General features: G+C 58.0%; 21 protein-coding genes. 11 read left to right on the forward strand and 10 right to left on the reverse strand.

Translation table 11 applies throughout. The annotated features are described in order from the left end of the window. The first annotated feature begins 16 nt into the window (after positions 1–16). The 4 genes from ACR0EV_RS09265 to ACR0EV_RS09280 are packed head-to-tail and all read left to right on the forward strand — an operon-like array spanning position 17 to position 3206. On the forward strand, positions 17–466 hold the full coding sequence (locus ACR0EV_RS09265) for an N-acetyltransferase family protein (RefSeq protein ID WP_480799824.1): 450 nt from the start codon (positions 17–19) through the stop codon (positions 464–466). Then, complete coding sequence (locus ACR0EV_RS09270; RefSeq protein ID WP_480799825.1) at positions 463–1839, forward strand: DUF2927 domain-containing protein; 1377 nt, start codon at positions 463–465, stop codon at positions 1837–1839. The genes ACR0EV_RS09265 and ACR0EV_RS09270 overlap by 4 nt, the downstream gene beginning before the upstream one ends. Positions 1840–1846: 7 nt before the next feature. Then, positions 1847–2017 (forward strand): hypothetical protein, encoded by a 171-nt coding sequence (locus tag ACR0EV_RS09275; RefSeq protein WP_480799826.1) that lies wholly within the window; start codon positions 1847–1849, stop codon positions 2015–2017. A 4-nt stretch (positions 2018–2021) separates the two neighbouring features. After that, the gene (locus tag ACR0EV_RS09280) at positions 2022–3206 is read left to right on the forward strand and encodes a vWA domain-containing protein (RefSeq protein WP_480799827.1); all 1185 of its coding nucleotides are present in this window, start codon (positions 2022–2024) and stop codon (positions 3204–3206) included. Positions 3207–3233: 27 nt separating this feature from the next. Here ACR0EV_RS09280 and ACR0EV_RS09285 read toward each other — a convergent pair whose 3' ends face one another. Continuing rightward, a complete protein-coding gene (locus ACR0EV_RS09285; RefSeq protein WP_480799828.1) occupies positions 3234–4037 on the reverse strand; it encodes a class I SAM-dependent methyltransferase in 804 nt (267 codons plus the stop codon). A gap of 225 nt (positions 4038–4262) precedes the next feature. Here ACR0EV_RS09285 and ACR0EV_RS09290 point away from each other — a divergent pair, with 225 nt between their 5' ends. Next, complete coding sequence (locus tag ACR0EV_RS09290; RefSeq protein WP_480799829.1) at positions 4263–4949, forward strand: M48 family metallopeptidase; 687 nt, start codon at positions 4263–4265, stop codon at positions 4947–4949. 70 nt (positions 4950–5019) lie between these two features. Here the strand turns inward: ACR0EV_RS09290 and ACR0EV_RS09295 are convergent, their stop codons facing one another. From ACR0EV_RS09295 to ACR0EV_RS09315, 5 genes are read right to left on the reverse strand one after another with little or no spacing between them, the layout of a single operon-like run. Beyond that, on the reverse strand, positions 5020–5562 hold the full coding sequence (locus tag ACR0EV_RS09295; RefSeq protein WP_480799830.1) for an RSP_2648 family PIN domain-containing protein: 543 nt from the start codon (positions 5560–5562) through the stop codon (positions 5020–5022). Next, positions 5559–6761, reverse strand: a complete 1203-nt coding sequence (locus ACR0EV_RS09300; RefSeq protein WP_480799831.1) for an RSP_2647 family RNA methyltransferase — start codon at positions 6759–6761, stop codon at positions 5559–5561. The genes ACR0EV_RS09295 and ACR0EV_RS09300 overlap by 4 nt, the downstream gene beginning before the upstream one ends. Before the next feature lie 38 nt (positions 6762–6799). Beyond that, positions 6800–7072 (reverse strand): hypothetical protein, encoded by a 273-nt coding sequence (locus ACR0EV_RS09305; RefSeq protein ID WP_171185742.1) that lies wholly within the window; start codon positions 7070–7072, stop codon positions 6800–6802. Continuing rightward, positions 7056–9851 (reverse strand): [protein-PII] uridylyltransferase family protein, encoded by a 2796-nt coding sequence (locus ACR0EV_RS09310; protein WP_480799832.1) that lies wholly within the window; start codon positions 9849–9851, stop codon positions 7056–7058. The genes ACR0EV_RS09305 and ACR0EV_RS09310 overlap by 17 nt, the downstream gene beginning before the upstream one ends. A gap of 49 nt (positions 9852–9900) precedes the next feature. Next, entirely contained in the window at positions 9901–10290 is a 390-nt protein-coding gene (locus ACR0EV_RS09315; RefSeq protein WP_480799833.1) for a DUF4440 domain-containing protein, read from the reverse strand. A 141-nt stretch (positions 10291–10431) separates the two neighbouring features. Between ACR0EV_RS09315 and ACR0EV_RS09320 the strand changes: the two genes are divergently transcribed. The 4 genes from ACR0EV_RS09320 (at position 10432) to ACR0EV_RS09335 (ending at position 12648) form a co-directional block, all read left to right on the forward strand. Continuing rightward, entirely contained in the window at positions 10432–10854 is a 423-nt protein-coding gene (locus tag ACR0EV_RS09320; protein WP_480799834.1) for a DUF2852 domain-containing protein, read from the forward strand. Between the two features lie 65 nt (positions 10855–10919). Beyond that, on the forward strand, positions 10920–11351 hold the full coding sequence (locus ACR0EV_RS09325; RefSeq protein WP_480799835.1) for an RDD family protein: 432 nt from the start codon (positions 10920–10922) through the stop codon (positions 11349–11351). 75 nt (positions 11352–11426) lie between these two features. Beyond that, complete coding sequence (locus tag ACR0EV_RS09330) at positions 11427–12251, forward strand: arginyltransferase (RefSeq protein ID WP_171185747.1); 825 nt, start codon at positions 11427–11429, stop codon at positions 12249–12251. 7 nt (positions 12252–12258) lie between these two features. After that, a complete protein-coding gene (locus ACR0EV_RS09335) occupies positions 12259–12648 on the forward strand; it encodes a VOC family protein (protein WP_480799836.1) in 390 nt (129 codons plus the stop codon). Positions 12649–12778: 130 nt separating this feature from the next. On the opposite strand, the gene ACR0EV_RS09340 is transcribed toward ACR0EV_RS09335, so the two are convergent. The 3 genes from ACR0EV_RS09340 to ACR0EV_RS09350 all read right to left on the reverse strand — a co-directional run bounded on the left by ACR0EV_RS09340 (position 12779) and on the right by ACR0EV_RS09350 (position 17280). Further along, a complete protein-coding gene (locus tag ACR0EV_RS09340; protein WP_480799837.1) occupies positions 12779–15133 on the reverse strand; it encodes a TRAP transporter large permease in 2355 nt (784 codons plus the stop codon). Positions 15134–15150: 17 nt separating this feature from the next. Then, positions 15151–16077 carry a TRAP transporter small permease subunit gene (locus tag ACR0EV_RS09345; RefSeq protein ID WP_171090601.1) on the reverse strand — a complete coding sequence of 309 codons (927 nt, stop codon included), beginning with the start codon at positions 16075–16077 and terminating at the stop codon, positions 15151–15153. 120 nt (positions 16078–16197) lie between these two features. After that, complete coding sequence (locus ACR0EV_RS09350; protein WP_480799838.1) at positions 16198–17280, reverse strand: TRAP transporter substrate-binding protein; 1083 nt, start codon at positions 17278–17280, stop codon at positions 16198–16200. Positions 17281–17525: 245 nt separating this feature from the next. On the opposite strand from ACR0EV_RS09350, the gene ACR0EV_RS09355 reads away from it, so the two are divergent. Beyond that, positions 17526–18959: a cache domain-containing protein gene (locus ACR0EV_RS09355; protein WP_480799839.1), complete on the forward strand. Its 1434-nt coding sequence runs from the start codon at positions 17526–17528 to the stop codon at positions 18957–18959. Further along, on the forward strand, positions 18956–19603 hold the full coding sequence (locus tag ACR0EV_RS09360) for a response regulator transcription factor (RefSeq protein WP_480799840.1): 648 nt from the start codon (positions 18956–18958) through the stop codon (positions 19601–19603). The genes ACR0EV_RS09355 and ACR0EV_RS09360 overlap by 4 nt, the downstream gene beginning before the upstream one ends. A 67-nt stretch (positions 19604–19670) precedes the next feature. Here the strand turns inward: ACR0EV_RS09360 and ACR0EV_RS09365 are convergent, their stop codons facing one another. Beyond that, positions 19671–20054 carry a bleomycin resistance protein gene (locus tag ACR0EV_RS09365; protein ID WP_480799841.1) on the reverse strand — a complete coding sequence of 128 codons (384 nt, stop codon included), beginning with the start codon at positions 20052–20054 and terminating at the stop codon, positions 19671–19673.

A 20054-nucleotide genomic window follows, 5' to 3' on the forward strand; every position in this document is an offset into this window, starting at 1 on the left:
GAATTGGATAGATCGCTTGGCGAACGCATTGAAAATCCGCCCACTTCAAGCCGAAGATAAGGATCAGTGGGCAGACATGTGGCGGGACTATCTGGCGTTCTATGAAACCGCGCTGCCCTCTGAGGTGTACGAGACGACATTCTCAAGATTGTTGGGGGATGATCCGCAGAATTTTTCGTGTTTTGTCGCCGAGCAGGATGGCAAACTTGTCGGGTTGACGCATTACCTGTTTCACAGCCACGCATGGAAAGTGGAAAAGGTCTGCTATCTGCAAGACCTGTTCGCGCGCCCCGAAGCTCGTGGTACAGGCGTGGGCCGTGCCCTGATCCAGGCGGTGTATGACGAGGCGGACCGACAAGGTGCCCCGTCTGTCTATTGGCTGACACAAGAGTTCAACAAAACAGCGCGTCAGCTCTATGACCGCATTGGAACAGTCACGCCATTTATCAAGTATTCCCGCTCATGATGCGCTGGTCCGCTCTTGTTCTGGCGTTGTTTGCGGCGGGCTGCACATCAGTTGAAACCATTCAAACCATTCCAGTGTCAGACGAGGTCCGCTCGGTTGAGGCAACTTTGCCTCCGACAAAGACCTTTGGCGCTCCGCGGCCCTGGCCACCTGCCCGATCCAACAAGAACATCGCCGAAGATTTTTTATCGTTGCATTTCGCGTTGGAAAGCGGGGCTGCGCTGCCCGTGTTCACCCGGTTTGAAACACCAATCACTGTAAGGTTGACCGGTTCACCCACCACCAGCATGCAGCAGGATCTGACACGGCTGCTGAACCGCCTGAAACGCGAAGCCGGGATCAATATCCGGCAGATCCGCGAGGGTCAGGCCAATATCACGATCGAGGCGGTGAGCCAGGAAGACATCCTGCGCATTCTGCCCAATGCAGCCTGCTTTGTGGTTCCAAACGCCTCAAGCCTGAACGAGTACCGCCGTGACCGCCGCAAGGCCAAAAGCAGTTGGACCGAACTGCGTCGACGCGAACGGCTTGGCATTTTCATCCCCTATGACGTCAGCCCGCAGGAAATACGGGACTGCTTGCATGAAGAGCTGGCCCAGGCCCTTGGGCCGCTGAATGACCTCTACCACCTGCCGGATTCTGTGTTCAACGACGACAACATCCACACCGTTCTGACCGGGTTTGACATGTTGATCCTGCGCGCCGCTTATGCGCCCGAACTGCGCACGGGCATGAGCCGCGAAGAGGTTGCCGCCGTGATCCCCGGAGTGCTGAGCCGCCTGAACCCGCGCGGCAATCGGCTGGCTGCGCAACCTGCAACCGAGACGCCACGTGAGTGGATCGACGCGATCCAGAAATCGCTTGGACCCGGGCCCGGTTCGCCCCGGCAAATGCGGGCAGCCAGAAAAGCAGCAAGCATCGGTCAGCGACTGGGATGGACAGACCACCGCCGCGCTTACCCCCACTATCTGATGGGGCGGATGGAACAATTCCGAAATCCAAACGAAGCGCTGCGTCAGTTCCAGATTGCACAGCAATTTCTGAAGGCAACGCCTGGAACCGAAGTTCACCAAGCCTATGTGACCACGCAGACCGCTGCATTTGCTTTGGCTCAAAATCAGGGACCCCGCGTCCTGCCAGAACTGAACAACGCCATCGATGTGATGACCCGCGCCGAAAACGCCTCCATATTGGCCACATTGCTTCTGCTGAAGTCCGAGGCTTTGAAACAGTCCGGTCAGCTTCAACAGGCCCGTTCGGTCAGGCTGGACAGCATTGGTTGGGCGCGATACGGGTTCGGCTCGGAACTGGTGGCCCAGTCTTTGGTTGAAAGCGCAGGCCAGCGGAGTTCCGGCAGCACGACAGACGGGTGAAACGCATATGGTGGTAGTTTTGGGAATGGCGATCCTCGGGGCAATCCTGGGCGCTTTGACCGCGAAGAAACGCAATGGCAACGGGGCCGACATGGCGCAATATGCGGCGGGCTACGGGATCGCGTTTGCGCTGGTCGGGTTAATAATATCGCTCGTTCTAGTCCGTTTGGTGGGATAGCGCGATGTTTCTGCCCTTTTTCGAAAACCTCCGCAAAGCTGGAATTCCGGTCTCGCTCCGGGAATACCTGACTTTTCTGGAGGGCATGAAAAAGGGCCTCGCCACCTATGATGTCGAAGCGTTTTACTACCTCGCGCGTGTGTCGATGGTGAAAGACGAACGCAACATCGACAAGTTTGACCGCGCTTTTGCAGCCAGTTTCGAAGGGCTGAACGAGATCAGTTTCGATCAGGTTCTGGAAGCCGTGGATATCCCGGGCGACTGGCTGGCCAAGATGGCGGAAAAGCACCTGTCGGACGAGGAAAAAGCCGAGATCGAAGCGCTTGGCGGGTTTGACAAGCTGATGGAAACCCTGCGTGAGCGTCTGAAGGAACAACAGGGCCGCCATCAGGGGGGCAACAAGTGGATTGGCACAGCCGGAACCTCTCCGTTTGGGGCCTATGGCTATAACCCCGAAGGCGTCCGCATCGGCCAGAAGGAAAGTCGCCATCAGCGCGCCGTAAAGGTCTGGGACAAGCGGGAATTCAAAAACTTAGACGACACAGTTGAACTGGGCACCCGCAACATCAAGGTCGCCTTGAAACGGCTGCGCCGCTGGGCCCGTGAAGGCGCGGCTGAAGAGCTGGATCTGGACGGCACCATCCGCGCCACGGCTGAACATGGCTATCTGGACGTCAAGACCCGCCCCGAGCGTCACAACGCGGTCAAGGTGCTGCTGTTTCTGGACGTGGGCGGATCAATGGACCCGCACATCAAGGTGGTCGAAGAACTGTTTTCCGCCGCCCGAACCGAATTCAAGCATCTGGAATATTACTACTTCCACAACTGCCTGTATGAAGGTGTTTGGCGCGACAATCGCCGTCGCTGGGATCAACAGACCCCCACGCACGAAGTCCTGCGCACCTATGGTGGTGATTACAAATGCATCTTCGTCGGCGATGCCTCGATGAGCCCGTATGAAATCGCCTATCCCGGCGGTGCCAACGAACACTGGAATCAGGAAGCCGGGCAAGTCTGGCTGCAACGGGCGCGCGAACAGTGGGCATCCAACCTTTGGATCAATCCAGTTCCCGAGAAATATTGGGAATACACCCACTCCATTGGCATGATCCGAGAGATCTTCGAAAACCGAATGGTGCCCATGACGCTGGCTGGCCTGGAACAGGGCATGAGGGAGCTTACGCGGTAATACGGGTAACGAAGATCGGTCGGACGTCTATTGCTTGTAGGCGATTTGACTGACGTAGGACATGTAGCCAAAGAACGTATCTCGTGCGACGCGGTCGCGTGCTTCTTGCTTCAGGGCCTCTCCGGTGTTGGGCTGCAGAATGCCTTCTTCAACCAAACGATCCGCGCCCCGATCTATGACAGTCAGGAAGTACTCGGCCTGCCCTTCAGCAACATAACCATGGCCCTTACGTGAACCCAATGCAAAGCCGTTATCGGTCAGCAGACCTGAAATCTGGCGCATGATCCACAGGTTGGTGACGTTCTGGTTGATCATGAAACGCACAAGCTGATCCAGCGGATCGAAATCGGCAATCCGGGCAGTTGCGGTGCTGTAGTCCCCATCACAAATCGCCAATACGCCGCCGGGTTTCAAAATCCGATGAGCCTCGTGAATGGCTTTCTCCGGTTCGGGGACATGGCACAGCAGCGTGTGCATCAACACAATATCGAACTTACCAGCCGGCAGGCCGGTCTGCCTTGCGTCCCCAACCACAAAGCTCAAATTTGGCTCGTCCGCAAAATGCGCATTGGCACGGTCTACCATTACGGGCGAAGGTTCCACCCCCAGTGCTGTTTCGGCTCCGGCCATGCCGATCAGGTCCCGCGTGACATATCCCGTCCCGGACCCCAGTTCGACGGCTGATGCATTCGCGGGCAATTCAATATCCGCAAGATACGCCTGTCTGATCTCTATCTGCGCCGGATCCTGGCTGCGGATATCTATCGCATCGGCGATACGTTTCTGAAGCTCTTCATCTTGAGACGCGAGATCGGCATAGGGATCGGACACAACATTTCCTCCGGCAAAATCAGATGGATTATACTGTAAATTCGCTAAAATCTCATCTGGCTTGGGCTGTTCTTCCCTTCGCAGGTCCAAGATCGATCTTAACGCCGCCGCATGGGACCTGCTTGCCGTCTTGGTGGTTCCTTCGAACCTTCACCTATGGATGGTCCTGAATTGCACCCCTGTGCCCCTCTTGCCAGGCCTTCGCCACTGCCCCATATCTAATTCATGATCAAGTTCACCCCGATCCTTCTGGCCGTATTGTACGGCCTCGCGATGTACCGGATCTCTGTCTGGCGCACCCACCGAGAATTGGACGCAAAGTCGACCGAACTGGCCGACCCTGCGCTGAAACGCATGACGGACCGGCTTGCCGCTGCGCTGGGGATCGATCGGGTGCCGGTTTACATCTATGAGATCGACCCGGTGAATGGGCTGGCCGCCCCAGACGGGCGGATCTTCATTACGCGCGGGTTCTATCGCAAGTTCCGCAATGGCGAAGTTTCAGCCGAGGAAATGGCCAGTGTCATCGCGCATGAGCTGGGGCATGTGGCGCTGGGACACGCGCGGCGGCGGATGATTGATTTTTCCGGTCAGAACGCGATGCGGACGGCGTTGATACTGGTTCTGAACCGGTTCATCCCATTCATCGGCGCGATGATTGCCAATGCTTTGACCGCCCTTTTGGCCTCGCGCCTGTCGCGGGGAGATGAGTATGAGGCCGACGAATATGCCGCAGCTTTGCTGACCAAAGCCGGGATCGGAATTGGCCCGCAGAAATCACTGTTTCACAAGCTGGAAGACCTGACGCAGCAACGCGCCGGTGTCGTTCCGGCGTGGTTGATGAGCCACCCCAAGACGGATGAACGGATTGCAGCGTTGGAGAAGCTAGAACAGCGTTGGGCGCGTGGCTGAGGGCGCGCAGCGAGAGGCCAGCCTCTCGCGCTCTCCGAGGTATTTGTGGCCAGATGAAGCGGGATCGCGTTTACGTGGTGAGAGCTTTGCCCAATCGGGGAAGGCGGGCTTTTTTCATCAATGCGCGCAACGTCCATTGATCACCTGAGAGACGGTTGGCCTCGGCAAGGACCTGAGCCGCGAGTGCGTTCATCCCGGTTGCGTCTGCTTGCCAGAAACCGTGAAGCAGGCTGTCTGGGTCACGCCGTTCAAGCCCCTCTTCGGACAGGATATTTCTGGGGAAATCCTTCGCATTCACCGTCACGATTACATCGGCGGACGCAGCAATTGCAGTGGCCAGCACGTGGATGTCAGCAGCATCAGGCAGCCAAAGGCGGTTTTGCAGCCCTTCCTTCGACGCACGCTCGGCATCCGGCCAGTTGGCTTGTGTCAGCGCTATTTCGGCACGCGCTTGTGCTTCACCTGTTGGACCTAGTTTGCGGGCCGCGCGGGCCCATTCCTCGAGGATCCGGGCGGACCAGATCGGGGTGAAATGACCCAGACGCGCCGCACCCAGAAGCATCTCGCGCATCACCGTGGGGTAGATCACGCAGGTGTCGAGCACGGCTTTCATAGGCGATAGAACACCGCTTTGAGATAGCCGCTTTCCGCCAGTTGCGGCAACTGCGGGTGATCCGGGCCCGCGAAACCGGTGTGGATCAGTTGCGCCTGCCGTCCGGCGCGACCTATCCCGCGGGATGATGCATCGCGGAAACGGCCCAGATCCGCGGCGTGCGAACATGAGCACAGCCCCAGATAGCCGCCGGGTTTGACCAGAGGTGCAGCCAGTCGGGCGATCCGTTCATAGGCACGCAGCCCTGCATCCAGCGCTTGTTTCGACGGTGCAAAAGCGGGCGGATCGCAGATCACGACGTCAAACTGCGCACCCTCTTCCCCCAATTGGGTCAACACGTCGAACGCGTCGCCCTGTCGGGTTTGGAACTTGTCAGCAAAGCCCGAAGCCTCAGCGCCCTTTGCCGCCAACTCCAGTGCGGCGGCAGAGCCATCCACAGATAGCGCCTGCCCTGCACCGCCTGCCAGCATGGCGAGACCAAAGCCGCCTACATGGCTGAAGACGTCCAACACCTGCGCTCCCGGATGTACCAGCCGCGCAGCGAAGGCATGATTGGGACGCTGGTCATAGAACAGGCCGGTTTTCTGCCCGCCGGTCAGATCGGCCATATAGGTCGCGCCATTCATCGGCACCGGCAGGGGTACATCGGGTGCGGTGCCGCGCAGGGCTTGGTTGACATCGTCCAGCCCCTCTAGCCCGCGCGTGCGGCCCGACGCGTTCTTCAGCACCGTGGTCACGTCTGTGACCTTGACCAGAGCGTCTGTCAGCAGGCCCAGATGCGCCTCGGCCCAGGCCGCGTTCGGCTGAATGACGCAGGCGTCACCGAAGCGGTCGACAATCACGCCTGGAAAACCATCCGCCTCGGCGTGGATCAGGCGGTAATATGGTGCGTCAAACAGGCGTTCTCGCATCTCGAGGGCGCGCCGCAAGCGGGTTTCGAACCACGCGGCGTCAAGCTGCGCGTCAATATCACGGTCCAGCACCCGGCACATAATCTTGGACTCGGGGTTGACCGCCACCAGCGCGATGGGCGCGCGTTTTTCATCCTCAAGCACGGCCAGTGCACCGACAGGGATTTTACGGGTACGGCGGTCGGTGACGATGTCATTGGCATAGACCCAGGGGAAGCCATGACGCAGGCCGCGCGCATTGGCTTTGGGTTTCAGGCGGATACGGGGGCGGTCGGCAGATTGGGTCATGGCGCCCTCATAGTCAGGAACGCGCCGGTCGAAAACCCCTAGCGGTTACGAGACCGCCATCCGCCTCGGCGTTTGGGGGTCTGAGCCGCCTGAAGGCCCTCGCTCAGGACCTGAGTCATGGGATGATCGGGGTTTTGGTCCACATAGCCCGCGTGCAATTCCGCCAGCGCTGTATTCTGATCGCGATCGGCAGGCAGGCTGAGCGCCCAGTCCAGAAAGATGCTGCGGCATTCAGGCAAGGTGATGCCCTCAATGCGATAGGCTTCAAGGATCAGACCCTTGTGGTCGTTGGGATCAGTGCTGCGCGCCATCTTCGCCCCCTTTGATCACGCCCCCGATCAAATCGGCTGCGGTCGCGTAACTGTCCTGCAATGCCGCCTGCAACGCCTCGACCTGTTCGAACCCGGTCGCGCGGCACAGAAACGCGGTGCCACCTTCACCAATTTTGTCCGCTTCGATGGCCTTGCCCGACAGTAGTCGGGCGGCACATTGCACGGACCAGCATAAATCATAGCTCTCTCTCAGCGATTGCGCCTGCGCGACATCCAGCAATCCGGCTGCGACGGCCCCATCCAAACCCGACGATACATCACGCTGCGCTGAGCCCGCCAGCAAAGCTCCGGTTTCGGCTATCAGTTCGATGTCCATCAGACGCCCCGGTCCGTTCTTGGCATCCCAGATGCCCGCAGGTGCCTTGGCGGCAGCAAGGCGCGCGCGCATTTCGGCGACTTCGCGCAGGACTTTATCCTGTTCCCTTGGCCGTGACAGGAATTCAGCCCGAAAGGTCTCAATATCTTCAGCCAGCCCCGCGTCACCCGCAACGACATGTGCGCGGGTCAAGGCCAGATGCTCCCACACCCAGGCTTCGTTTTGCTGATAGTTGGTAAAGCTGGCCCAGCTTGTTGCCACCGGCCCCTGATTGCCCGAGGGGCGCAATCGCATGTCGACCTCGTACAAACGCCCTTGCGACATGGGGGCTGAGAGTGCGGTGATCAGCGCCTGTGTAAAGCGCGCGTAATAGGTGCGCGTGGCCAATGGGCGCGGGCCATCCGACATCTCTTGGTCCTGTGGATCATAGATCACGATCATGTCCAGATCGGATTGCGAGTTGATCCGCCCCGCCCCAAGAGACCCCATGCCCAGAATAGCCGCCCCGCGCCCCGGCGCAGGACCATGTTTGCGGGCGAAGTTTTCAGTGACATGCGGAAGTATGGCTGCGATCACCGACTGAGCAAGCTCAGCATATTGCTGACCAGCTTTCGCCCCGTCGATCAGGCCGCGCAGATGATGCACGCCAATGCGGAAATGCCATTCCTTACACCAGCGCCGCGCCAGATCGAGCTGAGTTTCATAGTCCGCTTCATGCGAAAGGGCCTGTGCCAGTTCGGCTTGCAGCGCCTTTTGCCCCGGCCAATCGGTAAAGAAACTGCCCCCGATCACAGCGTCAAACACCGACGCGTTGCGGGACAGATGCGAGGCAAGTGCATGGGACGTCCCGACAATATCGACCAAAAGGTCAATCAGATGCGGGTTTGCTTCGAACAAGGAAAACAGCTGCACCCCGGCGGGCAGGCCGGCCAGAAACCCGTCCAAGGCCATAAGAGCCTCGTCTGGCTTGGCGGTCTTGGCAAGGCGCGACAGCAATTCGGGCCGCAGGCGTTCGAATATCCGCGCACCTCGCTGGCTTCGCAACGCCGGATATGTCGTCCAACGCGCCAGTATCTTTTTGTCAAACTCGACATCCTGCACCGGTGCAGGCGCCTGTGATTGGCCCGGAGCAAAGAACCCCTCGGTCAGTTCATGCACTTCGGTCAGGCGGTTCGTCAGGTCTTGCGTCAATTCGACGCTGCTGATTCCCATCAGACACGCGACACGCTCGATCCCATCCGGCGTTTTGGGCACCTTATGGGTCTGCGCGTCGTGGATCATCTGAATACGATGCTCGACCTCGCGATGCGCCCGGTAATGATCGGTCAGCTTCTCGGCTACGTCCTCTGGCACCCAGCCTTTTGACGCCAGCGCTGCCAGCCCCGGAACAGTCCCCCGCACCCGCAGGTCAGCATCCCGCCCACCTGCGATCAGTTGGCGGGTTTGAGTGAAAAACTCGATCTCTCGGATACCGCCCTGCCCCAGCTTCATGTCGTGGCCGGGGATTGACATGGACCCACCCGTACCTTTGTTTTCGCGGATACGCAGACGCATATCATGGGCGTCCTGAATGGCCGCAAAGTCCAGATGACGGCGCCAGACGAATGGGCGCAGGCTGTCCAAAAACCTTTGACCCGCAACCAGATCCCCGGCACAGGGTCGTGCCTTGATATAGGCTGCCCGTTCCCAGGTACGACCAAGGCTTTCATAATACCGTTCAGCCGCCTCCATCGCCATGCAGACCGGTGTCACGGCGGGATCAGGACGCAGCCTCAGATCGGTACGAAACACATACCCGTCTGCCGTCTTGTCGCTGAGCGTTGCGCAAAAGTTTCGCGTCGCCCGGACCATGCCCTGCCGGGCTTCGTAAAAATCATCTGGGTCAAAACGCGTCTCATCAAACAGGACTATCAGGTCAGTGTCCGAGCTATAGTTCAGCTCATGCGCGCCCATCTTGCCCATCGCAAGAATGACCAGCCCAGCTGCGTTTTCGACATCATCTTCAGTCATTCCGGGCAGTTTCTTGCGCCGGATCAAAGCAGCGATCTCGGCCTTGGCCGCAACATCCGCAGCCAGGGCTCCGAAATCCGTTAGGGCCGCTGTGACCTTTTCCAGTGGCCATGCGCCCGCGATATCGGCCAAGGCGGTCAGCAGCGCCAAACGTCGCTTGGCCTGACGCAAGCCGGGTTTCAACTGATCAGGCGGCAGTTCGCACGTGGCTTTCATGACATCAGCCAATGCTTGATCCGGGTGCGCCAGCGCCTGCGGCAACCAATCTTTCTCCCGTTCGATCAGACCTTTCAGATAGGGGCTGGACCCGGCGGTGCCTGCCACCAAATCCGCGAGTTCCTGAGTCAAATCCGGGATCAAAGCCCGAGTCTCGTCCCCCAAAGACGGATCAAAGGCACGTGGAAGTCGGGTAATGGCAAGTGCGTCAGTCATGCGCGAACCCTGCGCATCGCAGCGCGTCATCGTCAATGGGGCATTCTGATCAGACGCCCTGAAGGGGTGTGTCCTGACTGAAACTGTTGACCCAGACGTCGTTCCTTCGTTCCCACAATGAGGAAATCAGCATCGCTTCGCGCTCTGTCGCACCTGGCCGCAAGTAATCTGCCCTGTAAGACAACAGGACGATATCCGATGTCAGAACCCGCAACCGCGCATCGCTCAGTTCAAATTCTGCCATCGTCGGAGCATCCGCAAATTGGCCAACATGATCATCGCGATTGGCAAACCCGGTGGGATAAACCCCCAAGAAATCTGCGCTCAGCAAGGCACGGTCGGCACTTGCATCGCCTTCGACCAACGCCATCCAGACCTGTTTTTCCAAATCCAGGATCTCGGTCAGCGCCGGTGCGGTGTTGTTTTCAATCATATTCATGGCCGCACCCTGCGATCAGAGGTGTTCAACGTCAACCGGAATACGGAATGTAAATCTTTTTCACATCACCCCTTGCATCACCAAAATGCATCCCCATCTAGACAATGTGAAAAGAATTTACATCAACCCTGGAGAGCTTTCATGACTGCACTGTCAGACCCCGCCGTCCCCGCAAATCCGGGATGGCTTTACCGAATTGAAGCCTGGCTGGACGACAAAGGCAAAGGGGCCTGGATCGCCGCCATGGTCCTTGGGTTCATCTTCTTCTGGCCCGTCGGCCTAGCCCTTCTGGCTTATATGATCTGGAGCAAACGCATGTTCAGCAAGTCCTGCAGCCGCCGCAAATCCTGGCACAGCCACATGAGCGCAATGAAACCTTCGGGTAACAGCGCCTTTGACGCCTACAAGGCCGACACCCTGGCCCGTCTGGAACGCGAACAGCAGGATTTCGAAGCCTTCCTGCGCCGTCTGCGCGAGGCCAAGGACAAGGCCGAGTTCGACCAGTTCATGGACGAACGCGCACGCGAGAACCACGAAGACGACGACAAAGGCGCACCTGCCTGATAGACCTTGCCCTGCCCCGATACTTCGGGTCAGGGTGCCTCAACCCTATCTTTCGGACCTGACGAATGAACCACCTTCCTAACCCGGATACTCAACCAGAATTCTACAGCTCGGTCCCGACCAAGCGCTTTGTCGCGTGGCTGTTCGATATCGCCTTCATCTCGCTGCTGTGCATCGTGCCCGTCTTCCTGACATTCGGTGCGGGGCTGTTTTTCCTGCCGCTGATTTATGCGGTGATCAGCTTTGCGTATCGGGTCATCACTATCTCGAACGGCTCAGCCACGCTGGGTATGCGCTTCATGGGCATCGAACTGCGCGACGCGTTTGGCGAACGTATGGATATGGGCAAAGCCATCGCACATACTGCCGGTTATTTCGTCAGCATGGCGTTTTTCGTGGTCCAGATCATTTCGGTCATCATGATGCTGACAAGCGCTCGCGGTCAGGGCCTGACCGACAGTTTCCTGGGGACTGTTATGATCAATCAAAGAGCGTGAGGCCCAACTGCGTGAATCACTTGGCGGTCTCGGGAACGGTTGCTATCATCTGTCCCGAGGCTAGATGGGAACTTCATGCGACACACGCTGCCAATTGCGCCACAATTCTATGTGACCGCTCCACAACCCTGCCCTTATCTTGACGGCAGGATGGAGCGTAAGCTGTTTACAGCCCTTCAAGGCGAAGGCGCTGAGCAGTTGAATAACTCGCTTTCGCAGCAGGGGTTTCGCCGATCGCAAAACGTGCTCTACAGACCGTCCTGCACAGACTGCGCAGCTTGCCTGTCCGCCCGGATCGACGTTTCGGCTTTTCGCGCCACTAAAAGCCAGAAACGCGCTGCAAAACGCAACGGGTATCTGGAACGCCGCGCAACGTCACCCTGGGCCACGGACGAACAATACGAACTGTTCCGCCGTTATCTGGATACCCGGCACGCTGACGGCGGCATGGCCGACATGGATGTGTTCGAATTTGCTGCCATGATCGAAGAAACTCCGATCCGCAGCCGCGTGGTGGAATATGCCGACCCGAAAACCGGCGATCTGATCGCAGTCAGCCTGACCGATGTGCTCGATGACGGGCTAAGCATGGTTTATTCTTTCTACGATCCAAACCAGCCCCAGAACTCGCTGGGCACATACATGATCCTCGATCACATAGACATCGCGCGCGAAGCCGGCCTACCCTATATCTATTTGGGCTACTGGGTCCCGGGCAGCCCCAAGATGGGCTACAAGGCCAAGTTTTCTGGTCTGGAGGCTTATATTCAGGGCCAATGGCAAAAGATCAAAGATCCCGATGCCTTTTCCGATGCATCGCATCACCCGTTGTCCTCAGCGCCGATAGCGGAACAAGTGGCCAATATACAGTTGCCCGACCGCCACCCGACCAAAGGCTGACAATGTCATGAAGCAGAACTTGCACGCGGTCACCCTTGTGGTGCCCGACTACGATGCCGCGATCTCATTTTATACCGAAACACTCAAATTCCAGCTTCTGCAAGACATCGACCTGGGGAACGGCAAACGCTGGGTGCTGATCTCCCCTCCCGGCTCAAATGGCAGTTCTCTACTGCTGGCCAAAGCTGACGGCCCCGATCAGGAAGCCGCTATTGGCAACCAGACCGGCGGTCGTGTGGGTTTCTTCCTGCAAACCGATGATTTCCATCGAGATCATGCCGACATGCTGGCACGGGGCGTGACGTTCGAGGAATCCCCACGCTCCGAGCCTTATGGCCAGGTCGCAGTCTGGCGCGACCTCTTCGGCAATCGGTGGGACCTGATAGAATTCAACTGATCCGCATCTTCATCTGGCTACAAATACCTCGGGGATGAATTGGCCGCAGGCCAAGAAGGGGCTGGCCCCTTTTCCAAAGCAAAAAAGAAAAGGGGGCCATCGGGCCCCCTTTGCATCTTGCTCACCGGGATCAATTCGGGATCAGATCCGGAACGATGGTGACGATTGAAGGGAAGAACCACAAGATCCCGATGCCGACCACCTGGATCAACACAAACGGAATGATCCCTCGGTATATGTGGCCGGTCGTGACCTCTTTTGGTGCGACCCCCCTTAGGTAGAACAAGGCGAACCCGAAGGGTGGCGTCAGGAACGAAGTCTGCAAGTTCACAGCCACCATGATAGTCACCCATTTCGGATCGAAAGATCCACCATAGATCACCGGCCCCACGATGGGGATCACGATGTAGATGATCTCGAGGAAGTCCAGCACAAAGCCCAGAATGAACAGCACCAGCATCACGATCAGGAAGACTGTGAACTCGTTGTCAAAGCTTTTCAGGAACTGCTGAATGTAGTGTTCGCCGCCAAACGAGATCACCACAAGGTTCAGCAACTGTGATCCGATCAGAATGGTAAAGACCATCGAGGTCACTTTGGCCGTCTCGCGAACAACAGGCGTCAGAACACCGCTCGAAAACAACACCCAGCAGCCAAACAACAGGCCAAACAGAGCATACAGATACGTTGCATAAGCCAGAACAAAAGCGATCACGGTTTCAACCGAAGCACCTTCCTGATTGACCCTGAGGTCAAAGTTCACGCCCAACAGCAAACAGATGATCACGGCAAAGGTCGACCAGATGATGACACCGCCGGAACGACCCTGATCATGCAGTTTGCGATAAGCGGCCAGCATGATTGCCCCGCCCGCACCCAATGCGGCGGCAGGTGTCGGGTTGGTGATACCGCCCAGGATCGAACCCAGCACCGCGATGATCAGGACCAATGGCGGGAACACCACGCGGATCAGGTCGTTGGTCGCACAGCGTGCTGCCGCTTCCCGGCAACCATAGATCGCAATGGCAAAGGGAATGGCCAACAGAACAAATGTCAGCCCCGCAGATGTTGTCGGTGCAACAAACAGAACATCGACCAACAACATCAACAAAAGACCAATCGCTCCAACGATCAAAGGCTGTGGCGAGCGCGAGGGCGCGATGCCCCGACCCAGAACCAGGGTCAGCGCCAGCAGCACTACAAAAACCGCAACTCCGTTTCCAATCGGCGCAGCATTTGCGATTTTTGCCTCGCGGGCTGCTGCCAGCTCCTCCTCGCTCAGGCGTTCAGCATTGGCGATACCACCGGCAGCGTCGATCTCTTCCTGCTCGGCAACCGCCTGATCCCAGGCGGACTGGCCATGCAGATCGATCATTGATGCCTTGCATTCTTCCGATACGTTGGTGCGCAGCGATGCGCCCTGCCCGACATCCGAGAATGCTGAGACCGAGATGTTCTGGCTGCCGATTACGCCCGCACTGCCCAAAAGCACGGCACCGACAACGATCGCAACCGGCGCGCCCAGCAGCCAGGTCAGCCCCTCAGAACGGGTGATCGTCTCACCCGACCCACCGGCCAATTCAACGGCTGGCGCTTTGTCCGGGTTCAGCAACGCGTACCCAAAGGCATAGAGCGCATACAGCAAGGCCAGCATGATCCCTGGCAGAAGTGCCGCCTGAAACAGGGTTCCGACCGAAACCACCGCGGGCTCACCCAGATAGGTCAACGCATCGGTACATCCGGCCTCGACCGCGCGCGTTTCTTGCGCGGTCGAATAAAGATCACCGGCCAGCGTTCCCAGCAAAACGATAACAATCGACGGTGGAATGATCTGTCCCAACGTGCCCGAGGCCGCAATTACACCAGTCGCCAGCTCAGGCGAGTAATTGTTCCGCAACATGGTCGGCAAGGCCAGCAGGCCCATGGTCACCACGGTTGCGCCGACGATACCTGTCGAGGCCGCGAGGAATGCGCCAACAACCACAATCGACACCGCCAGACCGCCCGGCAAGGGGCCAAAGACGCGCGCCATTGTGGTTAGCAGATCGTTGGCGATCTTTGAGCGTTCAAGCGTGATGCCCATCAGAACGAACATCAGCACGGCCAAAAGTGTCTCGATGGACTGACCGGCCAGAACACGCTCGTTCATGCGGTTCACGATGAACGAAACATTGCGGTCCAAAGCGGTTTCCCAACCTTGAACAAAGACCGGCTCGGCGATCCTTGGTAAGTCGGGGTATCGGAACACAGATATCGTATCGGGCTTCACACCCGAGTTCACGACATCTCGGTAGGCTTGCGAGCCTGTGTCAATTGCCTGATGGATCAGCAATCCTGCGCTGTCCAAGGCTGCAATGATCCCGAAGGAAATAACCCCGGCCCCGCCGATGGCAAAGGCCACCGGAAAACCGGACAGGATGCCTCCGAAAAGGCAGAAGAATACAATAATGAGGCCTATCTCGACGCCATCAAGTCCGAATAGCATTGTCTTGGTCTCCGTCCTTAATGTGCGCCTTCATAGGCTTCTTCACCCTCGCCAAGGCTGTCCTTGTCGAGGTATTTTCCGGCGCTTTCCGGCCCTTCCACGTATTCCAGATACGACCGCCACAGGAACGCTATCGCGTGCAGGAACACCATGCCTGCAAACAGCACCAGCAGGATCTTGAACAGGAAATACGCGTTGAACCCGTTGGGACTGAACCCGATGGTTTCAACGTTCCAGCGCAGTGCGCGTGACTTGGCCACGAGACGATCCAAGGTGTCACTGGCCGAAGGTTTCGGCACAATCAGGTGCCGCCACATAAAGTACCAGCCGTACATCCATGTCAGCACTGCCATGGGCATCATGAACAGCATCGCGCCGCACATATCGACAACGCGCTTGGCGCGGTGGCTGATGCCCGCATAGATCAGGTCAACCCGCACATGTCCGCCCTGAACGAAGGTGTATGTGCAGCAAAGGCACACGACCATTGCGTTGTAGAGTTTAAGTTCTTCCGCGAACCAACTGATATCCTTCTGAAAAGGGATACCCAGGCCAAAGGCCATGTCGGCCCGTGTGAACACGCGTTGCATGAATACAATGACGATCTGCTGAATTACCATCAGCAGCCCTGCCCAGGCAAAGAAACGCCCGGTGACGTTTGCGAACCCTTCCAGCCCCCGAACCATGCCCCACATGAAGTTCCGATAGTAGAGGCCGATGGCCGTCAGAACCAGAAACAGTGTGAAGACCACAAAGAAGAACTCGACCGAGCCCCCGTAGTAGACAAAGCGCATGATCGCTTCTTTGTCCGACCAGTTCAGCCACAGCTGCGGATGCGTGACCGCATATCCGAAATTATAGAAGGCTTCGGCAATGTTCTGAATGAACCATATCAGTCCATTCCACAGGGCGCCGAAAAACGAAATACCGTTGTCGTCCTGCATGTTGTCCCCGGGTCGCGTCAGTTGCATTGCTTATTATAGCGGCATGATGGGTCCGCGCATATGCAACAGGAAAGGCTTCCCCGCGATTGCGGGGAAACCGTTTACTTTATTGGCTGATGTTTAGCCGCGAACGCGGTCGCGCTGTGCGGTGTAAGCACCCGACGACAGGTTGAGCCAGGCCGAAGACGAGGCCATCGACGCCATCGCGCTGTCATGGATCTGCTTGAACAGCTCGTCGCCCATGTTTTCGTCCAGAACTTCTTGCGAAGCCTGACCAAAGGCGTCCCAAACGCTGTCCGGGAACTCCATGACCTTGACACCACCGGACTGCAGACGCTGCAGGGCTGCACCGTTGTTGGCCAGGAACTGCGCCAGGTTCCACTGGTGCGCTTCGGCGGCGGCGATCTCGATGATCTTCTGCTGCGCTGGTGTCAGGCTGTCGAACACGTCGCGGTTGGTCGCCAGCGACAGACCTGCGCCCGGCTCGTGGAAGCCAGCGGTGTAGTAAGTCTTGGTGATTTCCTGGAAACCGGCCTTTTCGTCCGCCCAGGGACCAATCCACTCGGTGCCGTCAATCGCACCAGAGGACAGCGCCTGATACACTTCCGAGCCCGGAATGTTCTGAACCGATGCGCCCAGCTTACCCAGCGCCTGGCCGCCCAGACCCGGCATACGGAACTTAAGACCCTGGAAATCCTCAGGACCGTTGATCTCTTTCGAGTACCAACCGCCTGCCTGCGCGCCGGTGTTGCCAGCCAGGAAGGATTTCAGGCCAAAGATCGAACCCAGTTCATCATGCAGCTCCATACCGCCATCGTGGTAATACCAGTTCACCAGTTCTTGCGCGGTCATGCCGAACGGCACGGCGGTGAAGAACGCATAGCCCGGGTGCTGACCCACAAAGTAGTAGTCAGCGGCGTGATACATGTCGGCCTGACCCGAAGATACCGCGTCAAACACTTCGAACGCGCCAACCAGTTCGCCTGCTGCCTTGATCTCAACATTCAGGCTGCCATCGGACATCGCGTTGATGCTGTCGGCACAGCGCTGCGCGCTATCAAACACGCCCGCCAGACCGCGACCCCACGAAGTCACCATGGTCAGCGTGCGCTGGCCCTGAGCGTAGGCCGGTGCCGCCAGAGCGGTTGCTGCAGCTGCTGATCCGCCCAGCGCGGATTTTTTCAGAAATGAACGACGATCCATATGAGTGTTCCTCCCCTTCATAGTCACAATCCGGCACAGCCGGACCTGTCGCATTCAATGCGCGTCAGCCTAATGACAGAGATGTGAATGGGAATACCTACTACTGCGTAGACGGGCGGTTTCTTTTACCGTTTTTCACAGATTCTTTAACCATCCTCCAAGTAAACAACGCAAAAAACTCGCCATTTTGGTGATCCTGCCCATTCCTTTTGCATTTTCGCCGCCGCTTGCGTATCGATTCGACTATGCAAAGACTCCGTCAACTGGTCTCGCTGACCTATGCGCAGAAATTGTCTCTGGTGGCCGCTATCCCACTGGTGGTCGCTGTGGCTGCAATCGCCGTGTTGGTGGCTTACGAGGCCCGCGCGACAGCCGAGCGCGAGATCGAGGCACTGGAGCGCAGCCTGATCGAGGCCAAAAAGGAAGAGTTGCGCAACTATGTCACCCAAGCGCGCAACGGATTTGCTTACATCTATGGCCGGGCTGAACCCGATGACGAGGTCGCAAAAAACCTGGTCACGCAAATCCTTTCGGCGATGATCTATGGTCAGGACGGGTTCTTCTTTGTCTATGACTATGACGGGAACAACTTGGTCAGCCCCAGACAGACGCAGTTCATCAACCAGAACTGGGAGGGACTGACCGACAGCGAAGGCACACCCATCGTCGACGAATTCATTCGCCTCGCCCGCCAAGGGGCGGGTTGGCACAGCTTCATGTGGCAGAAGCCCTCAACCGGGGAAGAGGCGCAGATGATCGCTTATGTGGTCGGGCTTCAGGACTGGCGTTGGGTCGTGGGCACGGGTGTATTCATCGATGACATTGTCGCCACAGTGGCCAACGCGCGGGCCGAGGTCGAAGCCCGTGTACAACGCACCTTCATGTATATCGGTGCAATCGTGCTGGCGGCTGTCCTCATCGTTTTTGCTTCGGGCATGTTGCTGAACATTCGCGAACGCCGGTTGGCTGATGCCAAGCTGAAGGAACTGACCCAACGTGTCTTCGACGCGCAGGAAGAAGAGCGCGGCCGGGTTGCGCGTGAGCTGCATGATGGTATCAGCCAGATCCTTGTCGGTGTACGCTATGCGCTGGACAATGCCCGCCGCCGTCTGTCACGCGGCGATGACATCGGCGCGCGCGATCCGCTGAAAAAAGGGATCGACCACCTTGGCACCGCCATTACCGAGGTACGGCGCATCAGCCGCGACCTGCGTCCGGGTGTGCTGGACGATCTGGGCCTGGGACCTGCGCTGAAGGCGTTGACTGACGATTTCCGCGACCGTACCGGGATCGAGACCGAATTCTCGACCGTCGTATTCCGCAACCGGCTGGATCAGGACAGCAAGATTGCCCTCTATCGCATAGCCCAAGAGGCTCTGACCAATATTGAACGCCATTCCGGCGCTACGCATGTTACGATAGACCTGCGCGGACATAAGAAAGGCGCGACCATGCGGATCACTGATAACGGCCGCGGGTTACGCACCGAACCTGGCACGGCAACCACAGGCATCGGCCTGCGCAACATGCAGGAGCGTATCGAACAGCTTGACGGATCCTTAAGGATTCTGTCATCACGCGGACCGCGAGGCGGAACGGTGATCGAAGCCAGCTTGCCGCTGAGCCATCTTCTGCCGCCGCAGGAAGACGCAACTCCGAACCGAAAGGCCGGTACATGAGCTCTGACAGCACCCGGGTTCTTATTGTTGACGACCACCCAATGGTGGCCGAGGGCATCCAGTCTATCCTGGAAAGCTATGACGACATCAACGTGGTCGGCACGCTCGGTAGTGGTCAGGCTGCTGTGGATCAGGCCGTTGACCTGGCCCCCGACGTGATCCTGATGGACCTCAACATGCCGGGCCTCGGCGGCCTCAGCGCAACGGAAATCATCCTTGAACGCCTTCCCGAAACGCGCATCCTGATCCTGTCGATGCATGATAGCCCCGAATATATCTCGACCGCTCTCAGCCATGGCGCCAAAGGTTACATCCTCAAGGATGTACCCACGGAAGAGATCAAACAGGCCATCGACGCCGTCATGCATGGCGAACAATACCTGTGCACCGGTGCCAGCGGATCGCTGAAACCAAAACCGGACAGTGCGCGCGAAGCTCTGACCGGGCGCGAACAGACGATCCTGCTGGAACTTGCACAGGGCAAATCCAACAAGGAAGTCGCCCAAAAACTCGAGATCTCGGTGCGCACGGTCGAGACCCACCGCAAGAACATCAAGCGCAAACTGGGTATTTCTTCCACCGCTGGTCTGACACGCTATGCGTTGGAACACGGTGTGCTGCAAGGTACTGGCGTCGGCTTCTGATCTGCGCGCACGCGCGGCGCGTCTAATTTGAAGTTACATGACTGAATGGCTACCCTGGGCGCGGTATTTAGGTCCGAGGTCTTATGTCCTGCCCAAAAAACACCAGTGTTCCGTCCTCGTCCAAAACGTGAAATTCCCGCTGTAGATAAGGTTGGTCAAACGGCGGTCGCACGCGCCCTTTGGGCAAATCAGCCAGACCGGATTTCAGGCTTTCGTACAGGCCATCTGCATCGTCCACATCAATGTAAAACGACTGATCGTCGCCCAGTGGCTTGCCGTCTTCCCGCGCGGGGCATTCCAACAAGCGAATAGCCACCGGCCCGAGCGAAAGGAAGGCGTAGTTTTCCTGCCTGAACCCGCAGGTAAACCCAAGGCGGTCACAGTAGAAATCGATTTGGTTCTGCAAAGACGAACACAGCACAAATGGGGTAAGTTGCAAAATCTCAGGCAT

The organism is Ruegeria sp. CF8, from assembly GCF_056537285.1.